This window comes from Roseovarius sp. (assembly GCF_965277045.1).
Taxonomy (GTDB): domain Bacteria; phylum Pseudomonadota; class Alphaproteobacteria; order Rhodobacterales; family Rhodobacteraceae; genus Roseovarius.
In genome coordinates this window covers 519,682-543,524 of the sequence record NZ_OZ255712.1, presented here as the reverse complement: position 1 = coordinate 543,524, position 23,843 = coordinate 519,682, and the positions used below count along the sequence as shown (strand labels likewise).

The following is a 23,843-nucleotide window of genomic DNA, read 5'->3' as shown; positions in this document are numbered from 1 at the left end:
TCTTTGGTTTAAATTAACGATACTCGGGTATTTCGCAATCGCTGCCAATCAGCTGAACATGATCCTTCGCTTTCCCCTGGCACCCGCCTTCGCCCGAACCGTCTGCGCGACACGACGCAGCCTTATGAAGCTCGAGATCGAGGTCTTCGAGGATGGCAAGGATCCCCTCGAAGGCGCCGCTGACCTGCTCAGCCGGCACGACATCACCGTCAAAAACGGAAAGATCCGCAGCGCGGTGCGGATATCCGATGCACTGGCCGGCGCGCTCAGGTCGTGGCCGGAGGAAATGGGCCGCAAGCTCACGGTTACGGCCGATTTGCTGATCGCGTACGCTGGCGATATCCGGCTCGAATGGCTGCCTGCACTCATCGACTCATTTCTGGTGTGGCTCAGCCGTCTGCCGGCGATGCACGGTCGGGCGCACGGCGAGAACCGCTATACGCGGATCAAGACATTGCTGACATCGCCGCTCTACCGGGGATGCATGAGCCGGACGTCACGTAGTCGGTCTGGCCGCTACATCTATCGCGACGGGCTCTACTGGATCCCGCTTATCTTGTTGACCATGGGCACACGCCCCTCGGAAGTCCTGCAGCTCAAGAAGTGCGACCTGGTCCAGCGCGAGGTCTGGTGCCTCCGGCTGTGCTGGTCCGACGAACAGTACGGGAAGACCGTCGAAAGCCAGCGCATCGTGCCGGTGCCACAGGTCCTCATCGACCTCGGATTCATCGACTGGATCGTGGCTCTTGAAAAACCAACGGACCTGCTTTTCCCGGAAATGTGCGAGAGCAAGACGAAACCGCAGGAGATCCTGTCAAAGCGCATGTTGACGATCCGCAAGCGTCTTGGGATCGCGAGTTACAACGAAGATCTCTACGCACTTCGCAAAACCCTTTCCTCGGCGCTCTGGGCTGGCGGTGTTCCCCTCGCCGATCGACAGATGATCATCGGTCACGTCTCATCGACGATGATCGGGAAGCACTACACTGAAGCCAACATGTCGGAACTCAAGGAACTCCTTGATCGGGCGGATCACAGAATCGTTGTCGGTTACTCCGCCCCTCACCGTCACCCGGTGATCGAGGACTGCCAGTTCGTTGCTGGTCAGCTCGCTAGAACCGAGGTCGTATTCGATGACGATGGTGTGCTGGGCGCCCTACGGATCCTGCGCGACAGCGATGGGGCGCAGATCGAGGCAATCGCGATCGCGGGCGCAGAAATGCCTGCGCGACCGAAATGGCGGAATCTGAAGACGCTTGATTGGGCAAACGCGCCCAATGCCGTTGCGGACGTGCTTTCGGAGTACAACATCATCCCGAACGAGAACGAAGAGGCGCGTTTGGCGTTCGAGCACGTCCTGGCGTTGTCCACGGCGACGAGCGAGTCGAAGCTTTCCGATCAGCCAGGCAAGGCGAAGAAACGACCAAGCCGGAAGTCGATCGACAAATCTGAACCATCCTCTCGCATCGAAAACCTCAAACAGGCAAGGACGGTGGAACACGCGATCGCGTGATCAACAACTGGCCCACAAGCCGAAGCCGGAGCTTTGCGGCAAGCCGTATCAATCCAGTTACTGCTCATCTGCACCGACGAATTACCCTGCCGCACGACAGCCTCTTGAAAATTGTTTCGTCAGCAGCGGACCGGACCAATGTCCTTCGCATCGAAACAGAACCAGGCGGTAGCGGAAGTAATACCGCTACCAAATCTTACCAGGAGAACCAGGATCATGCCGAAGAAAACAGACGAGCGCCAAATCACCGAGGCGTATCTCAAGTCCGTTGATCAAACCGTTAGTATCATTGAAAAGGACGGTCGCAATCCGACTGTAGAGGCTGTGCGCGGCGAGATCGGCGGTTCCTATTCGAAGGTCTGCCAGGCTCTGCGCATCGTGCGAGAGCGCCGCGAAGAAAAGCGGCGCCTGGCCGAGACCGCACCGGACGTTCCGGACACGGTGCGTGACCTGTTCGAGGCGGTTTGGTCGCAGGTCTATCGGGTCGCGGACGAAGCGGCGGCCGCCGCGCGCAAAAGCTACGCCGAGGAACTCAAACGCAAGGATGCTGAAATCGAGGAACGTGAAACTGCCCTCGCGAAAGTGGACTCCGAAAACGATGAGACTACCCAGAGTCTCGAACAGGCGAAGCAAGTGGCGCATGATGCAAAACTCCGCACGACCGACCTCGAGGGGATCATCGGCGCGCAAGAGCGCGAGCTTGCGGTGTTGAAAGGTAAGCTCGACGAGCGAGACATGATCCTAAACGGTCTGTTCCACGGGAATGTCTTGGGGGATCGGCAATAATCTGGATTCAGGGATAGGCCTGCCTTTACCCTGTAGGCTCTTCATGACCCGACGTTGGATTCTCCTGCATTAGTACATTTTGCGAACGGCCCGAAGCCGCCGTTTGCTTCGTGGCCGAACGCTGCTCTGCAGCTTCACCAGATCGGCTATTCGTGCATCTCGCAGTATTTTCGGAGGATCAAGGTCGGCAGGGCGGACAAACCGACCTTCGCCGTCTCCGGCCCGATCGCAGCTTTCGATGTTGGACTGCTGCTCAAAGCCCCCTCAAAATGCAATCGTTGCCCATATACGCATCGCGCGGATCGCGACTATTCGTTCCATCAAGGTGCGGAGTGTCTCTGGAACGCCGGGTATCAATCCATGACTGCCTCGGGCAGACGGCGAAGCGAGCGCGGCATCGGAGGCGCTCGCCCGACGCGGAAGACAAGGTTCGGGCGCATCTCGTTGAGGTCGAGGAGCGAGACGAGCTCGGCGCGCATTGCTGGCTCTTCGACAGCCTGGTTCAAAAAGGCGTTTCGCAGGCCCATTGCCGTCGCGCGGAGCGCCATGCGCTGGTAGGCGCGGCCCGCCGCGATCCAGCCAGCGGGATCGTTCGATGGTGCGACCAGCGTGAATATTCCGGCCGAGGAACGGATGTGGTCGGCGTACTTGTCGTTATCGGATTCTTTCCGGAAGAAAGCGTCGAAGAGTATCCGCCCAACCGGCTCAGGCATGGTCGGGTTGCCGGAGGCGGCCGCGTAGAGCCCATCGCCGGTCCGGGCTGCCTGCGCGCCGTTGAAGCGGATCCCTTCCTTGAGTTCGGCGACGAAGGCCGGGTTGTCCATCTGCCGCGTGTTGCCGGCAATCACCAGGTCGAGAATCAGCTCGACCTCCGCTCCCTCGCGCCAGATTGCCGCCACGCCGTGAACAGTCGCTTCTGCCTCGAGAAGGCTCACCTCTTCGTACGTCAGCCGTGTGCCGTCGTAGGCGCTCCGGGTGCATTGGCTTTCGGGGATCGCGTTGAAGAGCGCGCCATCCTCGGGCGGAGCGGGAAGGAGCGTCACTATGAGTCCCTCTGCCCCGGCCTCGCCGACCTCTCCGGACAGTCCACGGGCGCGGGCTGCAATGCACAACGATTCGGCAGCGCAGCCGAGGCTCGCGTAGAGATGATGGTCGTCGGGATCAACGACCGGGGTCCGTCGGGAGAAGTCGTGCGCGATGGCGAGTCCGTCGGCAACCTTCGAGAACCGCCAAGGCTGGGTGTTGTGCCCGTTCGCCCCAAGCGTGGCGAAGCGGACGAGGTCCAGCGTTTCTGGCTGGGACGGAAGGGGCGCCGTCAGGTGATCGGCCGCCGCAACGTATGGCGCCGAGAAACCACGCCACCAAAGACCGGCTCCAATAGCCGCCGCACCCGCGACGGCGCCGCCAATGAAGATTCGCCTACCGATTTCCATGCACAAGAGATCGCCGATCCGTCGCCGGTGTCCTTTGATCCAGATCACTGATCCTGTCGCGTCGGCAGGCCGGAAGGATGGGCTATGGTAGCGAACGCCGCGAAGGTCGCGCCCTGCCGAAGCCGTCGGTGCTTTCTGAGTAAAAGGGGTCACAATGGGCTCGAAGCCTACTTGCGGCGGCGCAGCGGCACCATGCGCCTGGTCGGCTTGGCGCGGCGTCGTTCCCGGCCCTGACCTGCCGTTCGTGGACCGTCTTTACGCCCCGGCGCAGCCTTCGCATTGCTGCCATTGGTGCGTCGCGCAGCATTATTACGTATTCGATGACCGGAGCGCGGACTTTCATGAAGTTCGCTGCACTGGCTCGACCCGCACAGCAAACGCGAAGCCGTTCGGAAGCAAGGGCGGGCAATAGACCTTCTCTACAACCTGATCCAATTACCGCTGCTCTTCTCGGAAGTCGACTCTTGATCGGTTAGCCACTCGTTCGATGTTCCGCCCTCAAACGCGCTGCCATGCGCGCGAGAGTAGGATGACCACCGGAAAGGTCATCGCATAGGTCAGCGCGCCATAGACCACCGAAGGTGTCGAGAAGAGCGGAAAACCCGCCGTATCGCCCCACAACATCGCCCCTGCGGCAAGTCCCAGCCCGCTGTTCTGCACGCCTGTCTCGACGGCGATGGTTGTCCGTTGCGGCTCGGACAGACCGCCGACCTGCCCAACGGCAAGACCAAGGCCCAGAAGGAGGAAGGTCAGAAGCGCAAGTTGCCATCCGATCAGGATCAGGCCGGATTGCAACGTGTCGGCGACTTCCATGAAGGACCAGCCGATGATCGCGATGAACACGGCGAAGCAGATGCGGAAGATGGCAGGCTCGTGCGGTTCGACGACGCGGGGCACGAGGTGGCGTATCGCCAAGCCCAGAAGGACGGGAACCGTGACGACCGCCACGACGCGCAACGTGAGATCCCCGAATTCGACCCCGAGCGCGTCGGTGCCAAGGAAATGACCCGCCGCCAGCAGGGACAGCGCCGGCAGGGTCGCCGCCGAAAGGATGTTGCTGACCGCCGTCAGGGACACGGACAGCGCCACATCACCGCCGGCGATCCGCGTCAGCAGGTTGCTCATCGCGGCGCCGGGGCAGAGCGTGAGGAGCACGATGCCGAGGGCAAGCTCCGCATCCTGTTGCTGGGCCGAGACGAACAGGAAACCCACTACAGGAACCAGAAACACCTGGCTCGCCACCCCGAGAAAGAGAGCCTTCGGCCGTTTTAAGGAGGACCGGAAGTCGGCGACCGTCAGACCGAGGCCGAGCGCGAACATCATCACGAAGACCGCGACGGGAACAGCTACATCGATGATCGTGTCGGTTGTCACGGTTTTGAGCCTCGATGGGTGCATATCACAGCCGGCGTGGCAGATCGAGCCAAACGCTTGGCAGAGCATGCCAATACGATGGAAAGGTCCATCCCTACATTCGGGACATCAAATCAGATGGAGAAACCCCAGCATGTCCCGCATCCAGCTTCCCGCCTCGATCGACGCCGCGCCAGCCGCCTCCCGACCCCTTCTCGAGGGGGTAAGGAAGATGCTCGGCAGTGTCCCGAACCTGTTCCGCGTCACCGCGAACAGCTCCGCCGCGCTCGAGGGCTATCTCGGCCTGAACGGTGCGCTCGCGAAGGGCATGCTGACACCGCAGACCCGTGAGCGGATCGCGCTGGCGGTCGCAGAGATCAACGGCTGTGACTACTGCCTGTCGGCGCACACCTACCTTGGAAAGACCCTCGCGAAGCTCGACGAGGCCGAGATCGCCGCGAACCGCGCCGGCGGCTCCTCGGACGCGAAGGCCGATGCGGCCGTACGCTTCGCGGCCAAACTTGTGCGCGAACGCGGACAGGTCTCCGAAGCCGACGTCTCGGCGGTGAGGATGGCGGGCTACAGCGATGCCGAGATCGTCGAGATCGTCGCACATGTCGCGCTCAACACCCTCACCAACTACCTAAATGAGGCGTTCGACACGCCCATCGACTTCCCGGTCGTCAGCGCCACGGCGGCGTGACACCGCGGACGCCCCGGTCGCGCTTCCCCCCGCTACCTCCCGCCCCGCGGCCGGGGCGATATCGGCCGCCTCCAGAAGGTATCGCGAGATGAAACGCCCCCCTTTCTTGCCTGTCGGCGACGCGTCGCCCGGCCCGAGGATTACCCCGGCCTCACAAGTCTCGGACTGTAGGAGCTGCGCCATGCCGAACGCCTATGCGGACATCGCCTTCACGCCCCGCGTCCGCGAGGAACAGCGGCGCTTCGGGTCGGCGGACGCCTATGCGCGCGTGTTGTCACCCGAGCGCGACGACGGCAGCGAACTCGGGCCGCGCGAGGCGGCGTTCCTGTCCGCACGGGACGGCTTGTTTCAGGCCACCGTCTCGGAAACCGGTTGGCCCTATGTCCAGTTCCGGGGCGGCGCGCCGGGCTTCCTGAAGGTCATCGACAAGCGAACGATCGGCTATGCCGACTATCGGGGGAACCGGCAAAACATCAGCGTCGGCAATCTGCGCCATTACGATCGGGTGTCGACCATCGCCGTCGACTACGCGCGCCGGGAGCGTCTGAAGCTCTGGGGGCATGCCCGGATTAACCAGGACGCGGATGTCCTCGACCTTCTGAACGGCGCCGATGGGCCCCGGGCGGAACGTGGCATCGTCATCCGGATCGTCGCGTTCGACTGGAACTGCCCGAAGCATATCCCGATCCGCCTGACCGATGCCGAGCGCGCGAATGAAATCGCGCGTTTGTGCGACCGGATCGCAAGTCTCGAACGGGAACTCGCGAGGAAGACCTCCCCGAGCGCGAACCGAGCGCCTGAATGAAGCGGCGGTTTGTCGGGCAGCATGGAAAGACTGGCTTTCGCGACGCCTTCGGCTTAGCTTTGGCCATGCCGAGCGTGACAGCCGCATTTGCGCGTGCGATGGCCCAAGCTGCCGGGATGACGCTGAGAGATGACGGGGCTCTTGTCTCCGGCGGAGTGGTTGTGCGCCGTTTGCCGAAGCCGACGGACGGCCGGCTCACGGAAACCGACTATTTTGATTTTCTGGACTGGATCCGGCGCCAGCATGAAGACGAGGTCGCGCTGCTCGAAGCCTATGCCAAGATGATCCGAGCCGACGATATAGGCGTGCTCGGGTTGTCGATGAAAACGGCGCCGACACTCCGCGCCTCCCTCGAGCGCGTGGAACGTTACTGGCGGGTTGTCACGGACACCGCGATTTATCGCCTGGATGAATCCGGCGACCCGGCATGTCTACTCTTCGAGGCGCGCACGGGGCATCACCCGGTACTCGACTTTCGCAACGAAGGCGCATTGGCCGGGTCCGCGCGCAATATTCGCCAGATCGTGGACGGCGAATTGGTCCTCGAACACGTCTCGTTCCGCCACGCCTGCCGCAGCGATCCGGATCGCTATGCCGCGCATTTCGGTTGCCCTGTCCACTTCGAGGCGGATCGTAACGCCATAGCCTTCAAGCCCGAAATGCTCGACCTGCCGAACCGGCTGGGCGATGCGGCGGTGTCGGACTTCCTGACCGTCCATCTCGAGACGGAGATCGGCTCGCTCAAGGACGACCCCTCGCTCCGGGCGGCCCTTCTGCGTCGCTTGACACCGGCGCTAAGCGACGGCGTCCCGCAGGCGGCGGAGGTCGCGCGCGACATGGGGCTGAGCGAACGTACGCTCTACCGTCGCCTCGCCGATGAGGGGCTGACCTTCCGTGACGTGCTCATTGAAGCGCAATCCTCGCTCGCCCAGGAGCTTCTGAGGGACAGCACGAGTTCCATCGCCGAGATCGCATTCCTCACCGGATTTTCCGAGCAAAGCACGTTCAGCCGAGCGTTCAAGCGCTGGGTCGGACAGGCCCCCGCGCAGTTCCGGCAGCAGTTCCCGGCTCCTTAGCGCCCGAGCCTCCCGCGTTCGCCGACATCCGGAAAACCTGCATGACAGAGCGCAACGACCAACGCCCGCGCAGCGCGGTCGAGGATAGGGTGACGCCCGCGCCCGTCCGGATGGCCGCCGCCCAAGGACGAGGCTGAGCGGTCAGATCGCATTGGCAGACCCGGCCATGCGCTTGGCAGGGTCGGCCAATACCGGATGCGCCCAACTCCCTAACGTAAGGCCATCGACCCCGGATAGGTCGGGACCCGGCACCCCCGGCTCCTCCTCTCCGTCAACCGAGAGGCCACTGCCATGACTGACAATACAAGTACGACCCATACTCAGGCAACGCTGCGTGACAATCGCCGGTCTGCAGCTCCTTCAGAGCGCCCAGGCGGCACAGGCGGCACAGGCGAAATGACACACATGGTGCTGACCACAATCGCCGCCGGCCTTCTGACCGGCGTCCTGACCTTCCCAATAACTATGCCGGGCAGGATCTTTGCGGAACCGTTGACCGACATCGACACGACCGATGTCGGTCCCGCCTTCGAGCGGCTGGACTGTCACCCTCCCGGTCACGAAGCGACCGGCCTGTCTGATTGGATCGCAGGCGTGCCGCCCCACAGAGCGACACGGTGCCTGCCCGGACACGGCCGGTTCCCGGCCACGAGAGGCAAGACCGCCCCTGGCGCGGAACGCCTCGCCCCTACCACCCCAAGCGACGCGCCAACCGGCGCGCCGTCAACACCCACCACCGAGAAGGAGACTTGAAATGGACCACGATCACTCTCATGACCAGACCCACGTCTGCGGCTGCGATGTAACCCCCGAGCGGGTAGACATGGCGCGCAGGCGTCTTATCGCCGGGGCCGCGGGCGGTGCCGCTGCCGGGGCCGCCGCCGCTATCGGCGCTTCGACCAGTGCCGCGACGCCGGAGGCACGCGCGCACTACGCCGATCCTGACGAGCCGGGTCTGCCGCAAGTCGACATGGACATCGCGCCGGGCCGAACGGCCCTCGTTGTCACCGATCCCCAGATTGATTTCCTGTCCGAGGACGGCGTCACATGGGGCGTCGTCGGCGAAAGCGTGACGGAACAGGGCACCGTCGACAATATCGAACGGCTGTTCGCGGCCGCCAAGACCGCCGGGATGCCGGTCTTCATCTCGCCGCATTACTACTACCCGCACGACCACAAGTGGCAGTTCGAGGGAACCCTGGAAAAGACCATGCACGCCATTGGCATGTTCGACCGGCTCGGTCCCCTGAATCTCGACAATTTCGAAGGCTCCGGCGCAGACTGGATGCCACAGTACAAAAAGTACATCGAGGACGGCGAGACCATCGTCTGCTCGCCGCACAAGGTTTACAGCCCCGCTCAGAACGACCTGAACCTGCAGTTGCGCAAGCGCGGGATCAACAAGGTGATCCTTGCGGGCATGTCCGCGAACCTCTGCACCCAGGCGCATCTCTACGAGCTGCTGGAGCTCGGCTTTGAGGTTGTCGTCGTGCGCGATGCTACCGCCGGCGCCAAGGTGCCCGAAGGCGATGGCTATCTCGCCGCGATCATCAACTTCCGCATGGTCGCCAACGGCGTCTGGTGGACCGACGAGGCCGTCGAACGCATCGCGCAATCCGCCTGATGCACCCCGAACAAGAACCCTACCCTCCCTCAGAAAAGGATCTCTTCCATGAAACCCTCCATCTTCCTCCAGGCTTTGTCCCTGTCCATCGCGATTTCGACCGCCGCCTTCGCGGCAGATGAAGTCAACGTCGGCAATGGCTTGACGCTCAATGGCAATCCGCTCGGCATGCACGGGGTCGATCCCGTGTCCATGTTCGAAAGCAGCGCTCCGACACAAGGAAACGCTGTCCATACGTCGACCTATGACGGCGTGGACTACTACTTCACGTCAGCGGAAGCCAAAGCAAGTTTCGATGCTGCGCCGGAGCAGTATCTTCCGCAGTTCGGCGGCTTCTGCGCCTTCGGTGTCCAAGTCGGCAAGAAGCTCGACGGCGACGTTCGTTACGCGGATATCGTCGAGGGGAAGCTTTATCTCTTCGTGAACGCCACGATCCTCGAGAAATACCTCGAAGATCCGGAGGCGGTTATCGCCGGCGCCAACGCCAAATGGCCCGGTATTGTGAATACGCCCGTGAGCGATCTCTGATCCAGGCAACCCTAAAAACCTGGCGGCTCGCGCAGATGCCCGGGCCGTCCCCTCTCTTCTCGGAAACTACAGGATAAAGCGATGACAACCCTGCTTCGCATCGATGCCAGCGCCCAACGGCAAGACCGTTCGCTGACGCGTATGCTGACAAATCTATTCACGACCGAATTCTTGCGTGCCAATCCGGACGCAGAGGTGATCGCCCGTGATATCGGACAGGATCCGGTTCCGGCAATCGATTACCGATTCATCCACGCAGCCTTCACCCCGCCCGAGGACCGCGAAGACTGGATGACCGAGCGGCTGGCCCTTTCAGATGCCCTGATCGACGAGGTGGTGGCTGCGGATATCATCGTTCTGGGGGCGCCCATGTACAATTACGGGTTGCCCGCCGCGCTGAAAGGCTGGATTGACCACGTTGCACGGATCGGTCGAACCTTCTCGTTCGATCTGGGACGTGGCGACTTCCCCATCGAACCGATCCTGAAGGACAAGCAGCTCGTCGTGCTGTCGTCGCGGGGCGAGTTCGGTTTTGAGCCCGGCGGGCCACGGGCGCACCTGAACGCACTGGATCCCGCCATTGCTGCCTGCGCGCATTACTTTGGTGTCGACGTCGCAGACATCCAAACCATTGCCATTGAATATCAGGAGTTCAAGGACGCACGGCATGACCGTTCGGTCAGCGCTGCCAAAGAAGCGACGCGTGCACTTGCACAGCAGTTTGGCAGACCTGCCAAACAAACGACTCTTCACCTGCCTGACCAAGCCAAAAAAAGGACAAACCAATGACAGACTTTCCCACGCACACGATCGATTCCGCTCCCGCAGACGCAAAACCGATCCTCCAGGCTGCGCTGAACGGGTACGGCTTCGTGCCCAACCTCTACGCCACCATGGCGGAGGCTCCGACCATCCTCGAAGGTTACACAACGCTATCGGCCGTCTTCGGCAAAACGGAGCTGTCGGAAACCGAGCGTCAGATCATTCTGATGACCAACAACCGATTGAATGGCTGCCAATACTGCATGGCAGCACATACGACGCTATCGCAGATGGCCGGAGTTGCGGAGGATGTCATCGCGGCGCTGCGCAACGATACCCCCATCGCGAACAGCAAGCTGGAAGCCCTGCGCCAGTTTGTCATCGTGATCAACGAAAGTCGTGGATGGCCCACTCACGCGCAGATCGAGCGTTTTCTGCAGGCCGGTTACACGCGGCAAACCGTGCTCGAGGTTATTCTTGGCACGGCGCTTAAAACCCTGTCCAACTACACCAACCATATCGCGGAAACGGACTTGGATGCGGCATTCGTAGCCAATGCGTGGCGAGAACCCGCGTCCCAAGCCGCGGAATAGCTCCGCGCGACGGGCCAGTGTTTAATGGCACGTAACGGGGCAACAGCAACAAAACCCGTCTCTGTTGCCCCAGGTGTGCCTGGCGGCGGCACTTTTCAAAAGGATGAGGCGCGCAACAGCCTCACCGCCGTCAAATAGGGAGCGTCCGTTTCTTTGCCCGGCGTCGCCATTGGCTGCAGCTGCAGCGAAGGTCGGCAAACCGCCCATTCCTGGATGTTGTAGCGAACGGCCATTCCCGACCTTGAGCTTTCGAACAGGATACCGCAGGTGCAGCCCGGTTAGCGGACATTGGTTGGAAGATTTTTGGCCTTCCCCTTCCAGTTGCTTGACCGGCCCGCAAGCTCAATCATACTCAAATCAGTTTTGGAGGATTGTTTAGACCGAATTGATCAAATGCTACAGGGAGTTCTGGAATCCTGACATGGTTGAGTGGGAAAACGCGGCGCGGGAAACAAGGGCACGCTGATAGGAAAGATCAAGCCGTCAAATAAGCACATTGATTTTTGGGAAGCACGTGGCGTCTACGTCCTTCACGATAACTTCAAGGCGATTTACGTCGGAAAGGCTTTTGGAACGTCACTTGGCAAGAGGGTGCGTGATCATCTTTCCGATCGGCTCGCTGGAAGGTGGGATATGTTCTCTTGGTATGTCTAACGTCAGCACCTACCGGACAGATTTAGGTGTTTGAGGAACGGAGGATTTCTGGTTCATCGAAGCCATATTGGAGCGAAGATGAACAAGAGATCCGGAACATCCAAGGATGCTGCTGACAAGCTTGTCAGGGGTATCAAGCGTAAGACCCGCAAGCACTACTCGGCGGAGGAGAAGATCCGCATCGTGCTTGCCGGGATGCGGGGCGAAGAAAGCATAGCGGCCCTGTGCCGTCGTGAAGGGATTGCCGAGAGCCTTTATTACAGCTGGTCGAAGGAGTTTCTTGAGGCTGGGAAGAACCGGCCTGGCCGACTACCTCGATACCAAAGGTATGGATCACGTCCGCGGAGCGCCGCACCACCCACAGACCCAGGGCAAGATCGAACGCTGGCACCAGACCATGAAGAACCGGGTTCTGCTGGAGAACTACTATCTGCCGGGGGATCTCGAACGCCAGATCGGCGACTTCGTCGGATACTACAACACTCGGCGATACCACGAGAGCCTGGATAACCTGACGCCGGCTGACGTCTACCACGGTCGGGGTCGGACGATCCTGAAAATGAGAGAGGAGATCAAGAAACAGACAATCCGAAAGCGCCGGTTGCAGCACAAAGCCGCGGCCGCCTAAACTCAAACAGAAACCGAACCAGAGCCGCCGTTACCAAAACAAACGACTCGTCCGAAAAACTCTGAAGACGGTCAGAGGCGAGCTTAATAGATGTAGAACGTCGCTGCGCCGACACCGTGCTTCGGATGGGAGCGCTTTGAAAGTTTCCCAGGCCCTGCCAGAAAAGGCGATCACAAAAGAAATTGTCCATCGCCTCTGGTCGAAAGTTGTTTTTTTGACACGGCGTTGTCGGTCAATGACTTATCATCCAAGGGCGGGAGTAAGGGAAACTCTTGGAACCGTCCGCGCGGTGAAGTGTGCGACTGGGCAGCTTTTTTGAGTTTGCAGAGCAGCACGAACAGCCGGGTCCATGGGATCTGGTGGATTTGGGCGCATGCTGGCTGCGTTCGTTGGTAGCCATGGCGGCGCGTTTACTTCCGTCCATGTTCGCAAAGGCTGGGGCGCGCAACAAAACGCGGGGCGCGGTTGCCTCACAGGTGGGGCAGGCGCAAGGTTTGTCGAAATCCGCCATCGCGGCGAAATCGGTGAAGGGTCCGCATTCTGGGCAGCTGTAGTCATAGTAAGGCATTGAACTCTCCGCGTAACTGGATTGACGGGCCACGTCGGTGGCCCGTCTGGCAATCGGGGTCTCAGAGGTCTGGGGCCAGCGGGATATCGACCGAGCCATCGAGATGCTTGGTCGGACCGTCCGAGCCCGGCATGATGTCGAAATCGAAGATCTCGTTCGGCAGCCAGAGCGTGGCACAGGCGTTGGGAATGTCCACCACACCCGAGATATGCCCCTGCACCGGGGCGGTTCCGAGGATCGCGTAGGCCTGTGCTCCGGTGTAGCCGAACTTCTTGAGATACTCGATCGCGTTGAGGCACGCTTGTCGGTAGGCGATATGGACATCAAGGTAATGCTGCTCGCCGCTTTCATCGACGGAGATACCTTCGAAAATCAGGTAATCGTCGTATTTCGGCGTGATCGGCGAAGGTTTGAAGATCGGGTTCTTGATCCCGTACTTCTCCATCCCGCCCTTGACCAGTTCGACCTGAATATGCAGCCAACCGGCCATCTCGATGGCGCCGCAGAAGGTGATTTCGCCATCCCCCTGGCTGAAGTGCAGGTCGCCCATGGAAAGGCCCGCGCCATCGACATAGACCGGGAAATAGCAGGTCGAGCCGCGGGACAGGTCTTTGATGTCGCAGTTGCCGCCATGTTCGCGCGGCGGAACGGTGCGGGCGGCCTCGCCGGCCGCTTTCATCTTCTCGTCGCCGGTCAGCTTGCCCATATGCGCAGACTGGGTGTCGGGCAGAGCGGCAAGGGGCGGCACGCGGTCGGGATCGGTGTCCACCAGCGCCTTTTCACGGGTGTTCCACATGTCGAGCATCTTGCGGTCGGGAAGACAGCCGATCAGGCCGGGGTGGATGAGACCCGCATACTTGACCCCCGGCACGTGGCGGGACGAGGTGAACATGCCGTGGAAATCCCAGATGGATTTCTGCGCCTCGGGGAAGTGGTCGGTCAGAAAGCCGCCGCCATTCTGTTTCGAAAAGAATCCGTTGAAGCCCCAGTTCATCTCTTCCTTGGCGCCGATATCGAGGATGTGAACCTTCAGCAGGTCACCCGGTTCGGCGCCTTTGACGCCGATGGGCCCCGACAGGTAGTGGACCTGTTCCAGTTCCACGTCGCGCACGTCGGCGGCATCGTCATCATTCTTGATCTGGCCGCCGGTCCAGTCGTAGGTCTCGATCTTGAAATCGTCCCCCGGCTCGACCCAGACGGCGATCGGGATGTCCGGATGCCAGCGGTTGTGCACGGCCTCGTTGGTGTGCGGGCTTTCGGAAAGATCGACCGAGATAAGTGTATCTGCCATGTTGTCCTCTCTTCGGTTTTGGTCAGACGGATAGGAATTTCGAGACTTTCGCCTCGTCGATGCCCTCGCGCGGGCTGTCATGGACGAAGGTGCCGTTCTCCAGAACGACGACCCGGTCCGCCACGTCGAGCGCGAAGGTCAGGACCTGCTCGGAGACAATGATCGACAGTCCCTTTTCGTCGCGAATGCGGCGCAGGGTGCGGGCCATTTCGCGGATGATCGAGGGCTGGATGCCCTCGGTCGGTTCATCGAGCAACAGCACCTTGGGCTTGGACGCGAGCGCCCGGGCGATGGCGAGCTGTTGCTGCTGGCCTCCCGACAGGTTGCCGCCGCGGCGCGACTTCATTTCCAACAGCACCGGAAAGAGTTCGTAGATGTCCTCTGGCACGGATTTCTCGCCGGTGGACGTAAGGCCCGTCTCGACGTTCTCCTTCACGGTCATCGACGAAAAGATCATCCGGCCCTGTGGTACGTAGGCGATGCCGTTCTTGACGCGCTGGTGCGGCTTGAGGTTCGTCACCTCCGCGCCCTCTACACTGACGGCGCCGGATGTTGTTGGCATGATGCCCATCAGCGTTTTCATCAGCGTCGTCTTGCCCATGCCGTTGCGGCCCATGATGGCAACGATCTCTCCGGGCTTCACATCGAGGTCCAGCCCGTGCAGCACCTCGCTTTGGCCGTAGGCGGATCGCAATTCCTTGACGTTCAACATCTGGGGTCCTTTCAATGTCCGAGGTAGACTTCGACGACCTTGGGGTCGGCCTGCACGTGTTCCATCGAACCTTCCGACAGGACCTTGCCCTGGTGCAGAACGGTGACGCGGGTGGCGATGTCGGCGACGAAGCCCATGTCGTGCTCGATCACGATGACCGAACGGTCGGCGATGATTCGGTTCAGGAGTTCCGCGGTCTTGCGACGCTCGGCCACCGACATGCCCGCAACGGGCTCGTCCAGCATCAAAAGCTCCGGATCCTGGATCAGCAGCATCCCGATCTCCAGCCACTGTTTCTGGCCGTGGCTCAGAAAGGCAGCCTTCTGGGTGAGGTGATCGCTGAGAAAGATCATCTCGGCGATTTCCTCGATCCGGTCGCGCACGGCCTGGTCGCGCTTGAAGAATAGTGCGCCGAAGACACCGTGGCCCTTGGGATAGCTGAGCTCGAGATTGGCGAAGACAGTCAGATCCTCATACACCGACGGCGTCTGGAACTTGCGTCCTACCCCGGCATGCACGATCTGGTCCTCGCGCATCTTCAGCAGGTCCTTGCCCTTGAAGGCGACCGAGCCCGATGTGGCGCGGGTGCGCCCGCAGATGAGATCGAGCACGGTGGTCTTGCCCGCCCCGTTGGGGCCGATGATCACCCGGCACTCGTTGGGTTTGACATAGAAGCTGAGGTCGTTGACTGCCTTGAACCCGTCGAACGAAACCGTGAGGTCCTCGACCATCAGCACGAAGTTCTGGTTATCGTAATCCAGCATGTCTTACCTCATTCCGCCGGGGTTTCTTTGGCCGTGGCCGGGGTCGTGGATGCGGGGTGTTCCGCATCGCCGCGCGGCCAGAGCGATTTCAGCCGCGGTTCGACATGATCGGCCCAGAGACCGGCGAGGCCGTTCGGGAAGGCCATCACGACCGCGATGAAGAGCGCGCCCAGACCGAAAAGCCAGAGTTCCGGGAAGCTTTCGGAAAAGGTGGTCTTGGCGTAGTTCACCAGAAGCGTCCCGTAGACCGCACCGATGATCGAAAGCCGACCGCCGACGGCGGCGTAGATCACCATCTCGATCGAGGGCACGATGCCCACGAAGGTCGGGGACATGAAGCCCACCTGCAGCGTGAACATCGCCCCGCCGATGGCGGCGAAACCCGCACCGAGACAGAAGACGAAGATCTTGAAGTTGGCCACGTCATAACCTGAGAACCGCACGCGGTCTTCCTGATCGCGCATGGCGATCAGAAGGCGGCCCAGCTTGGACTTGCGCACGAACTGCGCGATCAGCAGCACAGCAAAGAGCAACGCGCCGTTGACGAAGTAAAGCAGCGTCTTGGCCTCGTCGGTGCGGATATCCCAGCCGTTGAAGGTGCGCAGGTCGGTGATACCGTTGACGCCGCCGGTAAAGCCCTGCTGGCCGATGATCAGGATCGTCAGGATCGCGGCGATGGCCTGGGTGATGATGGCAAAGTAGACGCCCCCCACGCGGCGGCGGAACATGGCCACTCCGATGATGAAGGCAAAGGCCACCGGCACGATCACCACCGCGATGAGGGTGAAGAAGAGCGAGTTGAACGGCTCCCACCACCACGGCAGGGCCGTAAGCTGGTTCCAGTCCATGAAATCGGGGATGCCCGGCGTTGACTGGATCGAGGTGTTTTCCGGCGTCGAGGCCTCCAGCTTGAGGAACATGGCCATGCAGTAGCCGCCCAGCCCGAAGAAGATGCCCTGCCCCAGGCTGAGGATGCCCCCCACACCCCAGCAGAGCACGAGGCCGACCGCGACGAATGCATAGGTAAGGTACTTGCCGAAGAGGTTGAGGCGGAAGGGTTCCAACAGCAGCGGGAAGGCGACGAAGATAACCGCGGCGAGGATCGCATAGCCGACAATGTCGCGCCGGGTCAGGAAGGGGTGTTTGATCGGCATAGGTTGCATTGGTGCCTCCGGCTTACTTGCGCAGTTTCAGGGAGAAGAGGCCCTGCGGGCGCAGCATCAGAATGCCGACCACCGTCAGGAGAGTGAGGACCTTGGCCATCGAGCCGGAGATGAAGAACTCCATGATCGACTGTGCCTGGCTGATCGAGAAGGCGCTGGCGATGGTGCCCAGCAGACTGCCCGCGCCGCCGAACACGACGACGAGGAAGGTGTCGACGATATAAAGCTGTCCCGCCGTCGGCCCGGTAGAGCCGATCATGGTGAAGGCCGAGCCTGCCACCCCCGCCACGCCGCAGCCGATTGCGAATGTCATGCGATCCGTCCAGGCGGTGTTGATGCCCACGGCATCGGCCATCTGTCGGTTGTTGTTGATCGCGCGCACCTGCTTGCCCCAGCCCGAGCGATAGAGCATGACGTAGACGCCGACCGAGATGCCGATCGCGAGCACCATCACGAAAATTCCGTTGATAGGCACTTCAATCAGGTCGGTGAGCGGCAGCGAGCCCATCATCCAGTCGGGGATCGTGACGCCCACCTCGCGCGCGCCGAAGACGGTGCGGTATAGTTGTTGCAGGATCAGGCTGAGACCCCATGTCGCCAGCAGCGTGTCGAGCGGGCGTTTGTAGAGATGACGTATGAGCGCCCATTCCACGAGCATTCCCAGCGCCCCGGACGCGATGAAGGCGAAGATCATTGCGATGAAGAAATAAATGCTGAACAGCGCCGGCATGTAATCGGCAAAAAGGTTCGACATCAGGTAGGTCACGTAGGCGCCGAGGATCATGAATTCGCCATGCGCCATGTTGATGACGCCCATCTGGCCGAAGATGATCGCAAGGCCGAGCGCCATCAGGACGAAGACCGAAAACAGGATGAGACCGGCAAATCCCTGCATGGCAAAGATCGCGGTCAGCTCGCTCATGGAATAGTCTGAGAACATGGAACGTCTTTCCGTTTCTGGAAGGGGGCAGCAGATCGCAGAAGGTCATGCCTGCGCCGCGCATTTCGGGCACGCGGCGCAGGCGGAGCGCAGTTCGCGCCCGGCCCGGTTACGCATTCGGGCCGGCGCGATCAGCGCTTACTGGTAACCTTCGGGGAAGGGATCCGGCTCGACGAGGTCGGCGGTCTCGTAAACCACATCGTACTGGCCGTCCGTCTTGGCGCGGCCGACCCGTGTCTTAGACCACAGGTGGTGGTTTTCGTGGACCTTGACGTAACCCTCCGGCGCCGTCTGAAGCTCGATGCCCGGGCTGGCCTCACGCACCTTGTCGACGTCAAATGAGCCGGCCTTTTCGACTGCCGCCTTCCACAGCCACGGACCAAGATAGGCCGCCTGCGTCACATCGCCGATGACGATGTCCTCGCCCCACATTTCCTTGAAGGCCGAAACGAATTCCTGGTTGTTCTCGTTCTCGAGGCTCTGGAAATACTTCATGCAGGCATAGGCGCCGTCGATGTTCTCGCCGCCGATGCCGCGGATCTCGTCCTCGGTAACCGAGATGGTCAGGACGATCGGGCTTTCCTCGGCCGGGTCGATGCCGGCGGCCTTGAGCTGCTTATAGAAGGCCACGTTCGAGCCGCCCACGACGATGGCATAGATCACGTCGGGCTTGCGCAGGCGGATCTTGTTGATGACCGAGTTGAACTGGGTGTGGCCGAGCGGGTAGTATTCCTCGCCCACGACCTCGCAGCCCTCCATGAAGTTCTCGATATGCTTGCGGGCGATCTTGTTCGAGGTGCGCGGCCAGATGTAATCGGACCCGAGCAGGTAGAACGACTTGGCGCCTTTGGTCTGGTTCACCCAGTTGAGGCCCGCGATGATCTGCTGCGTGGCTTCCTGACCGGTGTAGATGACATTCGGGCTTTCCTCGAGGCCCTCATAGAAGGTGGGATAGTAGAGGAAGCCGTTGTTCTGTTCGAAGACCGGCAGCACAGCCTTGCGGCTGGCCGAGGTCCAGCAGCCCATGACCGACGCGACCTTGTCCTGCACCAGCAGCTTGCGCGCCTTTTCGGCGAAGGTCGGCCAATCGGATGCGCCGTCTTCCTGGATGTACTCGATCTTGCGGCCCAGGATGCCCCCCTGCGCGTTGATCTGCTCGATCGCCAGCTTCTCGGCCTGAACCGAGCCGGTTTCCGAGATCGCCATCGTGCCTGTGACCGAGTGCAGGATACCGCAAGTCACGGTGTCGTCGGTGACGGCCAGACCCGTGGTGTTAACTTCCGAAGTCGGGTAATCTTGCGCTCGCAGCATTTTCGGCGTGAACAGAGACGCCGAAAGCGCGGCCCCGCCCGCGAGCACGGTGCGGCGGCTTAGGTTGTTGATTCCGTGTGATTTTTTTCTGTAAGACATAGTGCCTCCTTGTCAGTGCAACAGTCGGTGAGACGGGACGAGTGTGCCTCTGGAGGACAAGCTGGCAGGGATTGCTGCGATGCAGTATACGTCGAATGACGTATATGGTTAGGTGTTTTTACCCGGCAGTATGGCACCCAATATCGGGTCTGTACCGGGACGACGCGCAAGCGAACGCGCGGGGTGTCTGCGGCAGGAACGGGCCGGCTCGGGGGAAACCATCGTGTGTATCAGAACGCCCGGGTTCGAAATGCGAAAACTGGATAGGTGATGGCCATATCATTCAGCGCCACGGGCGGACGGCGGAAATACAACCGCTGGGTCGCTAACGAGACCATGGAGGACTTCGCCCTGCGCTATACCGCGCGGCGTGCGCGGCGCTGGAGCTATGGACGCGTGGCCAACACCGCGCTCGGCTCGATCTCGTTCCTGGCGCTGGAGGCGATCGGCGGGGCGCTGACGCTGATCTACGGCTTCGACGCGGCGATCATCGCAATCATGCTGGCGGGGCTGATACTGTTCCTGACCTGCCTGCCGATCAGCTATTACGGCGCGCGCTACGGTGTGGACATCGACCTGCTAACGCGCGGCGCGGGGTTCGGCTATATCGGCTCGACGATCACCTCGCTGATTTACGCGAGCTTCACCTTCATCTTCTTCGCACTTGAGGCCGCAATCCTGGCCTTCGCGCTGGATTTCTGTTTCGGCGTGCCCCTGGGGATCGGGTACCTGGTGTCCGCGATCGCAGTCATTCCACTGGTTATCAATGGCTTTTCCAAGATCTCGACCTTCCAGACATGGACCCAGCCGTTTTGGATCGCGCTGCATATCCTGCCCTTCGCCCTGCTGGCCTATTCCGGCGTCGACCTCGGAACGTGGACACAGTTCACCGGCCAGCGCGGCGGCGACGGGCCGACGATCATGATGATCGGGGCGGCGATGGGGGTGGTGCTATCGCTGATCGCGCAGATCGGCGAGCAAGTCGATTTCCTGCGCTTCCTGCGCGAACCAAGGACCCCTGCCGAGCGCCGCAAGTGGTGGCTCGCGCTGCTGGCCGCCGGTCCGGGCTGGACGGTTCTGGGTGTGGCCAAGATGCTGGCGGGATCATTCCTGCTTGTGCTGGCGATCGATGCAGCGGTGCCGCCGCGTGACGCCACCGACCCGACGAAGATGTATTTTACGGCACTCGACCAGGTGATCACGCTGCCCTTCGCGGCACTGGCCCTCACTGGCGCGTTCGTGATCCTGTCGCAGCTGAAGATCAACGTGACGAACGCCTATGCCGGGTCGATCGCTTGGTCGAACTTCTTTTCCCGGATTACTCATTCGCATCCCGGACGGGTGATCTGGCTGGTGTTCAACGTGTCGATCGCGCTGATGCTGATGGAACTGGGCGTCTTTCATGTCATAGAATCGATCCTTGGTCTTTATTCGCACGTGGCACTGGCATGGATCGGCGCGCTGACGGCGGATCTGGTTGTGAACAAGCCGCTGGGCCTGAGCCCGAAGGGCATCGAGTTCCGGCGCGCGCATCTTTACGACATCAACCCGGTGGGAACGGGTGCAATGCTTGCCGCGGTTCTGGTCTCCATTCTGGTGCTGCTGGGCGGGGCGGGAACGATCTTGCAGCCGTTCTCGGCGCTGATCGCGCTGGCCACGGCCTTTGTCGTGGCACCGCTGATCGCGTGGGGGACGGGTGGCAAGTATTACATCGCGCGCCCCGACACCGCGCCGCAGCCTGCCACACCGGAAGGCGCGCAGACCTGCTGTGTCTGCGAATACCGGTTCGACCGCGAAGACATGACCGACTGCCCGTTCTACGCCGGGCCGATCTGTTCGCTGTGCTGCACACTGGATGCCTCGTGCCGCGACAGCTGCAAACCGCATGCCACTCTGGGCGCGATGTGGATGAGCGCCCTGCGCCGGACGTTGCCGCAACGGGCGATCGACCTTCTGACCGCGCGACTGTCGGTGTTCTTCATGGCCACAGCGGTGCCGTCGTCGGTCGTGGCGGGGCTGTTGCTTCTGATCCGGGCACGGGCGCAGAGCGAACAACTGGACGCGGTGCTGACGATCATCTTTTGCACATTGCTGGTGGTGAACGGGATCGTGGTCTGGACCTTGATCCTGTTCCGCGAAAGCCACCACAAGGCGCGCGACGAAGCCGAATTTCAGACACAGCGCCTGCTGCGCGAGATCCGGGCGCACGACCGAACTGACGCTGCGTTGCAGGCCGCCAAGGAAAAGGCCGAGGCGGCGAACCTGGCCAAGACGCGCTACATGGCCGGTATCAGCCACGAGCTGCGCACCCCGCTGAACGCGATCTACGGTTATGCGCAACTGCTGGAACAGGACCGCGACATGCCCGCCGGCCGACGCGAGGCGGTACTGGCGATTCGACGCGGGTCCGAGCATCTGGCGGCGCTGATCGAGAACCTGCTGGACATCTCAAAGATCGAAGCGGGCCGGCTGGAAATCTACCGTGATCGGATCAACCTTCCCGAGCTGCTGCGGCAGATCGCGGCGGTTTTCAAGCGGCAGGCGCGGGAAAAGGGGCTGGATTTCGGGATTCAGACCTCGGGAAACCCGCCCGAGTGGATCGAGTTCGACGAGAAGCGCCTGCGCCAGATCATCATCAACCTGCTGTCCAACGCGATCAACTACACGCCCCAGGGCACCGTGACCCTGCACCTGCATTATCGCAACGAGGTCGCCCGGATCGAAGTCAGCGATACCGGGACCGGGATCGAAGAAGAAAATCTCGAACGAATCTGGAAACCGTTCGAGCGGTTCTCGACCAGCTCTCCGGGTGGATCGGGGCTGGGCCTGACGATCACGCGGCTGCTGGTGGATATCCTTGGCGGCGAGATCACGGTCGACAGCGCGCCGGGCGAAGGCACAACATTCTCGGTGCGCCTGATGCTTCCGTCGCTGCGCGAGAGCGCCATTCCCAGTGCCGCTTGGAGCATGCAGGAACGCGCTATGGCGGTAGGCTATATCGGGGCGCGCAAGACGGTGATGGTGGTCGATGATGACATGAATCACCTGCGCCTGCTGGACGCCACGCTGAAACCTCTGGGGTTCCTTGTGCAGGCGATGCCCTGCGGCGAAGATGCACTGAAGGCGCTGGAAGACGTGACACCGGACCTTTTCGTGCTGGATATCGACATGCCCGGGATGACTGGCTGGGAACTGGCGCAGGCACTGCGCGACCGGCCTGCGTACCGCTCGACCCCGATCATGATGGTGACGGGCCACGCTCTCGAAGCGCGGCAGTCGATCGACCGCGAACAGCTTTATGACGCGTTCATAGTGAAGCCCTATTCGCTCAGCGATTTCCTCGTGCGGATGGCCGGTCTGCTGAAGGTGGAGCTTACGACTGAGGCTCCCGAAACAGAGGCAGGGCCGGCGGCCGGAATACCCGACGAAGCGCTGGCACGGATGATCCGGCTGGCCGAGATCGGCCATGCCGCGGGTATCGCGCGAGAACTGGATGCGCTGACGGCCGGGACCGGACCGGAAAGCGGGCAGATCGCACGCGTGCGCCGCCACCTCGAGGTGTTTGATCTACCCGGGATCGCCCGAATACTTAAGGAGATGATGCAAGATGCCGCCTGATGCCTTGCTTGACACCGTCGCTGCCGGCCGTTTCATCGCGCTGGTAATCGACGACGCACCCGAAACACTGGGGCTGGTATCCCGTGCGCTGGAAGAAAACGGGATGACCGTGCTGGTGGCGCGGTCGGGCGAGGAAGGCATCAAGCTGGCACAAAGAGTTCAGCCGGACGTCATCCTGATGGACGCATTGATGCCGGAACTGGACGGGTTCGAAACGACCCGGCGGCTGAAGTCCGCGCCGGGCGCAACACCCGCGCCGGTGATCTTCATGACCGGAATGAGCGAAAGCGAACATATCCTGAAGGGGCTGCGGGCCGGAGGTGTGGATTATATCACCAAGCCTGTAGTGGTCGAGGAACTGCTGGCGCGAATCACGACGCATGTGTTGAACGCCCGCGCGATCCAGTCGGCCCGCGCCGCGCTGCACTATGCCGGGCAGACGGTGGTCAGCTTTGCAGTTGACGGACGAATAAGCTGGGGCACGCCGCAGGCGATCGAACGCCTTTCGGAAACACCATTGACAGAAGACGGCGTCGCATCGCTGCCGGTGCAGGCGTGGCTGGCAAAGCTGGGTGCGCAGCCGATGTCGGATGCGCAGCCCTATGTCGAGGGGCGGCTCAGCCTTGTATACCTGGGGCAAGTCCAGGGCGAGACCGTTGTGCGGCTGAAGGAGGTCGAGACGGCGATCAGCGAAGATGCGCAGTTGGCGCAGACCTTTGCGCTGACCACGCGCGAGGCGCAGGTTCTGTTGTGGCTGTCGCACGGCAAGACCAACCGCGATATCGCGGAAATCCTGTCGCTGAGCGCGCGGACGGTCAACAAGCATCTCGAGCAGGTCTTTCACAAGATGGGTGTGGACAACCGCACCTCTGCTGCCGTGCTGGCGGACCGGGCGCTGCACGGCGTTTGAAAAGCTTGA

General features: G+C 61.6%; 21 protein-coding genes and 2 pseudogenes. 14 read left to right on the top strand and 9 right to left on the bottom strand.

From position 1 onward, the window contains the following. Positions 1 to 58: 58 nt before the first annotated feature. Together ACQY4V_RS02635 and ACQY4V_RS02630 are read left to right on the top strand one after the other, a co-directional pair. Positions 59 to 1,513, top strand: coding sequence for a tyrosine-type recombinase/integrase (locus ACQY4V_RS02635; RefSeq protein ID WP_428515384.1), 1,455 nt, complete (start codon positions 59 to 61; stop codon positions 1,511 to 1,513). 216 nt (positions 1,514 to 1,729) lie between these two features. Next, complete coding sequence (locus ACQY4V_RS02630; protein ID WP_428515383.1) at positions 1,730 to 2,299, top strand: DNA-binding protein; 570 nt, start codon at positions 1,730 to 1,732, stop codon at positions 2,297 to 2,299. Positions 2,300 to 2,652: 353 nt separating this feature from the next. Here ACQY4V_RS02630 and ACQY4V_RS02625 read toward each other — a convergent pair whose 3' ends face one another. Together ACQY4V_RS02625 and ACQY4V_RS02620 are read right to left on the bottom strand one after the other, a co-directional pair. Further along, a complete protein-coding gene (locus ACQY4V_RS02625) occupies positions 2,653 to 3,780 on the bottom strand; it encodes an Acg family FMN-binding oxidoreductase (RefSeq protein ID WP_428515382.1) in 1,128 nt (375 codons plus the stop codon). A 450-nt stretch (positions 3,781 to 4,230) separates the two neighbouring features. Continuing rightward, positions 4,231 to 5,106 (bottom strand): bile acid:sodium symporter family protein, encoded by an 876-nt coding sequence (locus ACQY4V_RS02620; RefSeq protein ID WP_428515381.1) that lies wholly within the window; start codon positions 5,104 to 5,106, stop codon positions 4,231 to 4,233. A 133-nt stretch (positions 5,107 to 5,239) separates the two neighbouring features. Here ACQY4V_RS02620 and ACQY4V_RS02615 point away from each other — a divergent pair, with 133 nt between their 5' ends. The 10 genes and pseudogenes from ACQY4V_RS02615 to ACQY4V_RS02570 form a co-directional block, all read left to right on the top strand. After that, the gene (locus ACQY4V_RS02615; RefSeq protein WP_428515380.1) at positions 5,240 to 5,788 is read left to right on the top strand and encodes a carboxymuconolactone decarboxylase family protein; all 549 of its coding nucleotides are present in this window, start codon (positions 5,240 to 5,242) and stop codon (positions 5,786 to 5,788) included. A gap of 181 nt (positions 5,789 to 5,969) precedes the next feature. Then, positions 5,970 to 6,593, top strand: a complete 624-nt coding sequence (locus ACQY4V_RS02610; protein ID WP_428515379.1) for a pyridoxamine 5'-phosphate oxidase family protein — start codon at positions 5,970 to 5,972, stop codon at positions 6,591 to 6,593. Beyond that, positions 6,590 to 7,669, top strand: a complete 1,080-nt coding sequence (locus ACQY4V_RS02605; RefSeq protein WP_428515378.1) for a helix-turn-helix domain-containing protein — start codon at positions 6,590 to 6,592, stop codon at positions 7,667 to 7,669. Before ACQY4V_RS02610 ends, ACQY4V_RS02605 begins: the two co-directional genes overlap by 4 nt. A 405-nt stretch (positions 7,670 to 8,074) precedes the next feature. Further along, a complete protein-coding gene (locus tag ACQY4V_RS02600) occupies positions 8,075 to 8,422 on the top strand; it encodes a hypothetical protein (protein ID WP_428515377.1) in 348 nt (115 codons plus the stop codon). A 1-nt stretch (position 8,423) separates the two neighbouring features. Continuing rightward, positions 8,424 to 9,293 (top strand): cysteine hydrolase, encoded by an 870-nt coding sequence (locus tag ACQY4V_RS02595; protein ID WP_428515376.1) that lies wholly within the window; start codon positions 8,424 to 8,426, stop codon positions 9,291 to 9,293. 48 nt (positions 9,294 to 9,341) lie between these two features. Beyond that, positions 9,342 to 9,821 carry a YHS domain-containing (seleno)protein gene (locus ACQY4V_RS02590; protein ID WP_428515375.1) on the top strand — a complete coding sequence of 160 codons (480 nt, stop codon included), beginning with the start codon at positions 9,342 to 9,344 and terminating at the stop codon, positions 9,819 to 9,821. Between the two features lie 81 nt (positions 9,822 to 9,902). Beyond that, positions 9,903 to 10,610 carry an FMN-dependent NADH-azoreductase gene (locus ACQY4V_RS02585; RefSeq protein ID WP_428515374.1) on the top strand — a complete coding sequence of 236 codons (708 nt, stop codon included), beginning with the start codon at positions 9,903 to 9,905 and terminating at the stop codon, positions 10,608 to 10,610. Then, complete coding sequence (locus ACQY4V_RS02580; RefSeq protein WP_428515373.1) at positions 10,607 to 11,176, top strand: carboxymuconolactone decarboxylase family protein; 570 nt, start codon at positions 10,607 to 10,609, stop codon at positions 11,174 to 11,176. The genes ACQY4V_RS02585 and ACQY4V_RS02580 overlap by 4 nt, the downstream gene beginning before the upstream one ends. Positions 11,177 to 11,908: 732 nt before the next feature. Continuing rightward, a pseudogene (locus ACQY4V_RS02575) lies at positions 11,909 to 12,079 on the top strand (IS3 family transposase); the annotation flags it as partial. A gap of 52 nt (positions 12,080 to 12,131) precedes the next feature. After that, positions 12,132 to 12,458, top strand: a pseudogene (locus tag ACQY4V_RS02570) (integrase core domain-containing protein); the annotation flags it as partial. Positions 12,459 to 12,690: 232 nt separating this feature from the next. On the opposite strand, the gene ACQY4V_RS02565 reads toward ACQY4V_RS02570, so the two are convergent. The 7 genes from ACQY4V_RS02565 to urtA form a co-directional block, all read right to left on the bottom strand. Then, positions 12,691 to 12,969, bottom strand: a complete 279-nt coding sequence (locus ACQY4V_RS02565) for a zinc ribbon domain-containing protein (RefSeq protein ID WP_428517131.1) — start codon at positions 12,967 to 12,969, stop codon at positions 12,691 to 12,693. Positions 12,970 to 13,087: 118 nt separating this feature from the next. Continuing rightward, complete coding sequence (fmdA, locus tag ACQY4V_RS02560; RefSeq protein ID WP_428515372.1) at positions 13,088 to 14,317, bottom strand: formamidase; 1,230 nt, start codon at positions 14,315 to 14,317, stop codon at positions 13,088 to 13,090. 22 nt (positions 14,318 to 14,339) lie between these two features. Then, positions 14,340 to 15,029 (bottom strand): urea ABC transporter ATP-binding subunit UrtE, encoded by a 690-nt coding sequence (gene urtE, locus ACQY4V_RS02555; RefSeq protein ID WP_428515371.1) that lies wholly within the window; start codon positions 15,027 to 15,029, stop codon positions 14,340 to 14,342. An 11-nt stretch (positions 15,030 to 15,040) separates the two neighbouring features. Next, complete coding sequence (gene urtD / locus ACQY4V_RS02550; protein ID WP_428515370.1) at positions 15,041 to 15,793, bottom strand: urea ABC transporter ATP-binding protein UrtD; 753 nt, start codon at positions 15,791 to 15,793, stop codon at positions 15,041 to 15,043. Between the two features lie 8 nt (positions 15,794 to 15,801). After that, entirely contained in the window at positions 15,802 to 16,947 is a 1,146-nt protein-coding gene (gene urtC, locus ACQY4V_RS02545; RefSeq protein ID WP_428515369.1) for an urea ABC transporter permease subunit UrtC, read from the bottom strand. A gap of 22 nt (positions 16,948 to 16,969) precedes the next feature. Then, positions 16,970 to 17,878, bottom strand: coding sequence for an urea ABC transporter permease subunit UrtB (gene urtB / locus ACQY4V_RS02540; protein ID WP_428515368.1), 909 nt, complete (start codon positions 17,876 to 17,878; stop codon positions 16,970 to 16,972). Positions 17,879 to 18,034: 156 nt separating this feature from the next. Continuing rightward, positions 18,035 to 19,306, bottom strand: a complete 1,272-nt coding sequence (gene urtA, locus ACQY4V_RS02535) for an urea ABC transporter substrate-binding protein (RefSeq protein ID WP_428515367.1) — start codon at positions 19,304 to 19,306, stop codon at positions 18,035 to 18,037. Between the two features lie 270 nt (positions 19,307 to 19,576). On the opposite strand from urtA, the gene ACQY4V_RS02530 reads away from it, so the two are divergent. Further along, positions 19,577 to 22,924, top strand: coding sequence for a hybrid sensor histidine kinase/response regulator (locus ACQY4V_RS02530; protein WP_428515366.1), 3,348 nt, complete (start codon positions 19,577 to 19,579; stop codon positions 22,922 to 22,924). Further along, a complete protein-coding gene (locus ACQY4V_RS02525) occupies positions 22,914 to 23,834 on the top strand; it encodes a response regulator transcription factor (RefSeq protein WP_428515365.1) in 921 nt (306 codons plus the stop codon). Before ACQY4V_RS02530 ends, ACQY4V_RS02525 begins: the two co-directional genes overlap by 11 nt. Positions 23,835 to 23,843: the final 9 nt, after the last annotated feature.

Bases quoted from the DNA above. Each gene is read 5' to 3' on its own strand.
- ACQY4V_RS02635 (WP_428515384.1), top strand. From the start codon at position 59: ATGATCCTTCGCTTTCCCCTGGCACCCGCCTTCGCCCGAACCGTCTGC.
- ACQY4V_RS02630 (WP_428515383.1), top strand. From the start codon at position 1,730: ATGCCGAAGAAAACAGACGAGCGCCAAATCACCGAGGCGTATCTCAAG.
- ACQY4V_RS02615 (WP_428515380.1), top strand. From the start codon at position 5,240: ATGTCCCGCATCCAGCTTCCCGCCTCGATCGACGCCGCGCCAGCCGCC.
- ACQY4V_RS02610 (WP_428515379.1), top strand. From the start codon at position 5,970: ATGCCGAACGCCTATGCGGACATCGCCTTCACGCCCCGCGTCCGCGAG.
- ACQY4V_RS02605 (WP_428515378.1), top strand. From the start codon at position 6,590: ATGAAGCGGCGGTTTGTCGGGCAGCATGGAAAGACTGGCTTTCGCGAC.
- ACQY4V_RS02600 (WP_428515377.1), top strand. From the start codon at position 8,075: ATGGTGCTGACCACAATCGCCGCCGGCCTTCTGACCGGCGTCCTGACC.
- ACQY4V_RS02595 (WP_428515376.1), top strand. From the start codon at position 8,424: ATGGACCACGATCACTCTCATGACCAGACCCACGTCTGCGGCTGCGAT.
- ACQY4V_RS02590 (WP_428515375.1), top strand. From the start codon at position 9,342: ATGAAACCCTCCATCTTCCTCCAGGCTTTGTCCCTGTCCATCGCGATT.
- ACQY4V_RS02585 (WP_428515374.1), top strand. From the start codon at position 9,903: ATGACAACCCTGCTTCGCATCGATGCCAGCGCCCAACGGCAAGACCGT.
- ACQY4V_RS02580 (WP_428515373.1), top strand. From the start codon at position 10,607: ATGACAGACTTTCCCACGCACACGATCGATTCCGCTCCCGCAGACGCA.
- ACQY4V_RS02565 (WP_428517131.1), bottom strand. From the start codon at position 12,969: ATGGCGGATTTCGACAAACCTTGCGCCTGCCCCACCTGTGAGGCAACC.
- fmdA (WP_428515372.1), bottom strand. From the start codon at position 14,317: ATGGCAGATACACTTATCTCGGTCGATCTTTCCGAAAGCCCGCACACC.
- urtE (WP_428515371.1), bottom strand. From the start codon at position 15,029: ATGTTGAACGTCAAGGAATTGCGATCCGCCTACGGCCAAAGCGAGGTG.
- urtD (WP_428515370.1), bottom strand. From the start codon at position 15,793: ATGCTGGATTACGATAACCAGAACTTCGTGCTGATGGTCGAGGACCTC.
- urtC (WP_428515369.1), bottom strand. From the start codon at position 16,947: ATGCCGATCAAACACCCCTTCCTGACCCGGCGCGACATTGTCGGCTAT.
- urtB (WP_428515368.1), bottom strand. From the start codon at position 17,878: ATGAGCGAGCTGACCGCGATCTTTGCCATGCAGGGATTTGCCGGTCTC.
- urtA (WP_428515367.1), bottom strand. From the start codon at position 19,306: ATGTCTTACAGAAAAAAATCACACGGAATCAACAACCTAAGCCGCCGC.
- ACQY4V_RS02530 (WP_428515366.1), top strand. From the start codon at position 19,577: ATGGCCATATCATTCAGCGCCACGGGCGGACGGCGGAAATACAACCGC.
- ACQY4V_RS02525 (WP_428515365.1), top strand. From the start codon at position 22,914: ATGCCGCCTGATGCCTTGCTTGACACCGTCGCTGCCGGCCGTTTCATC.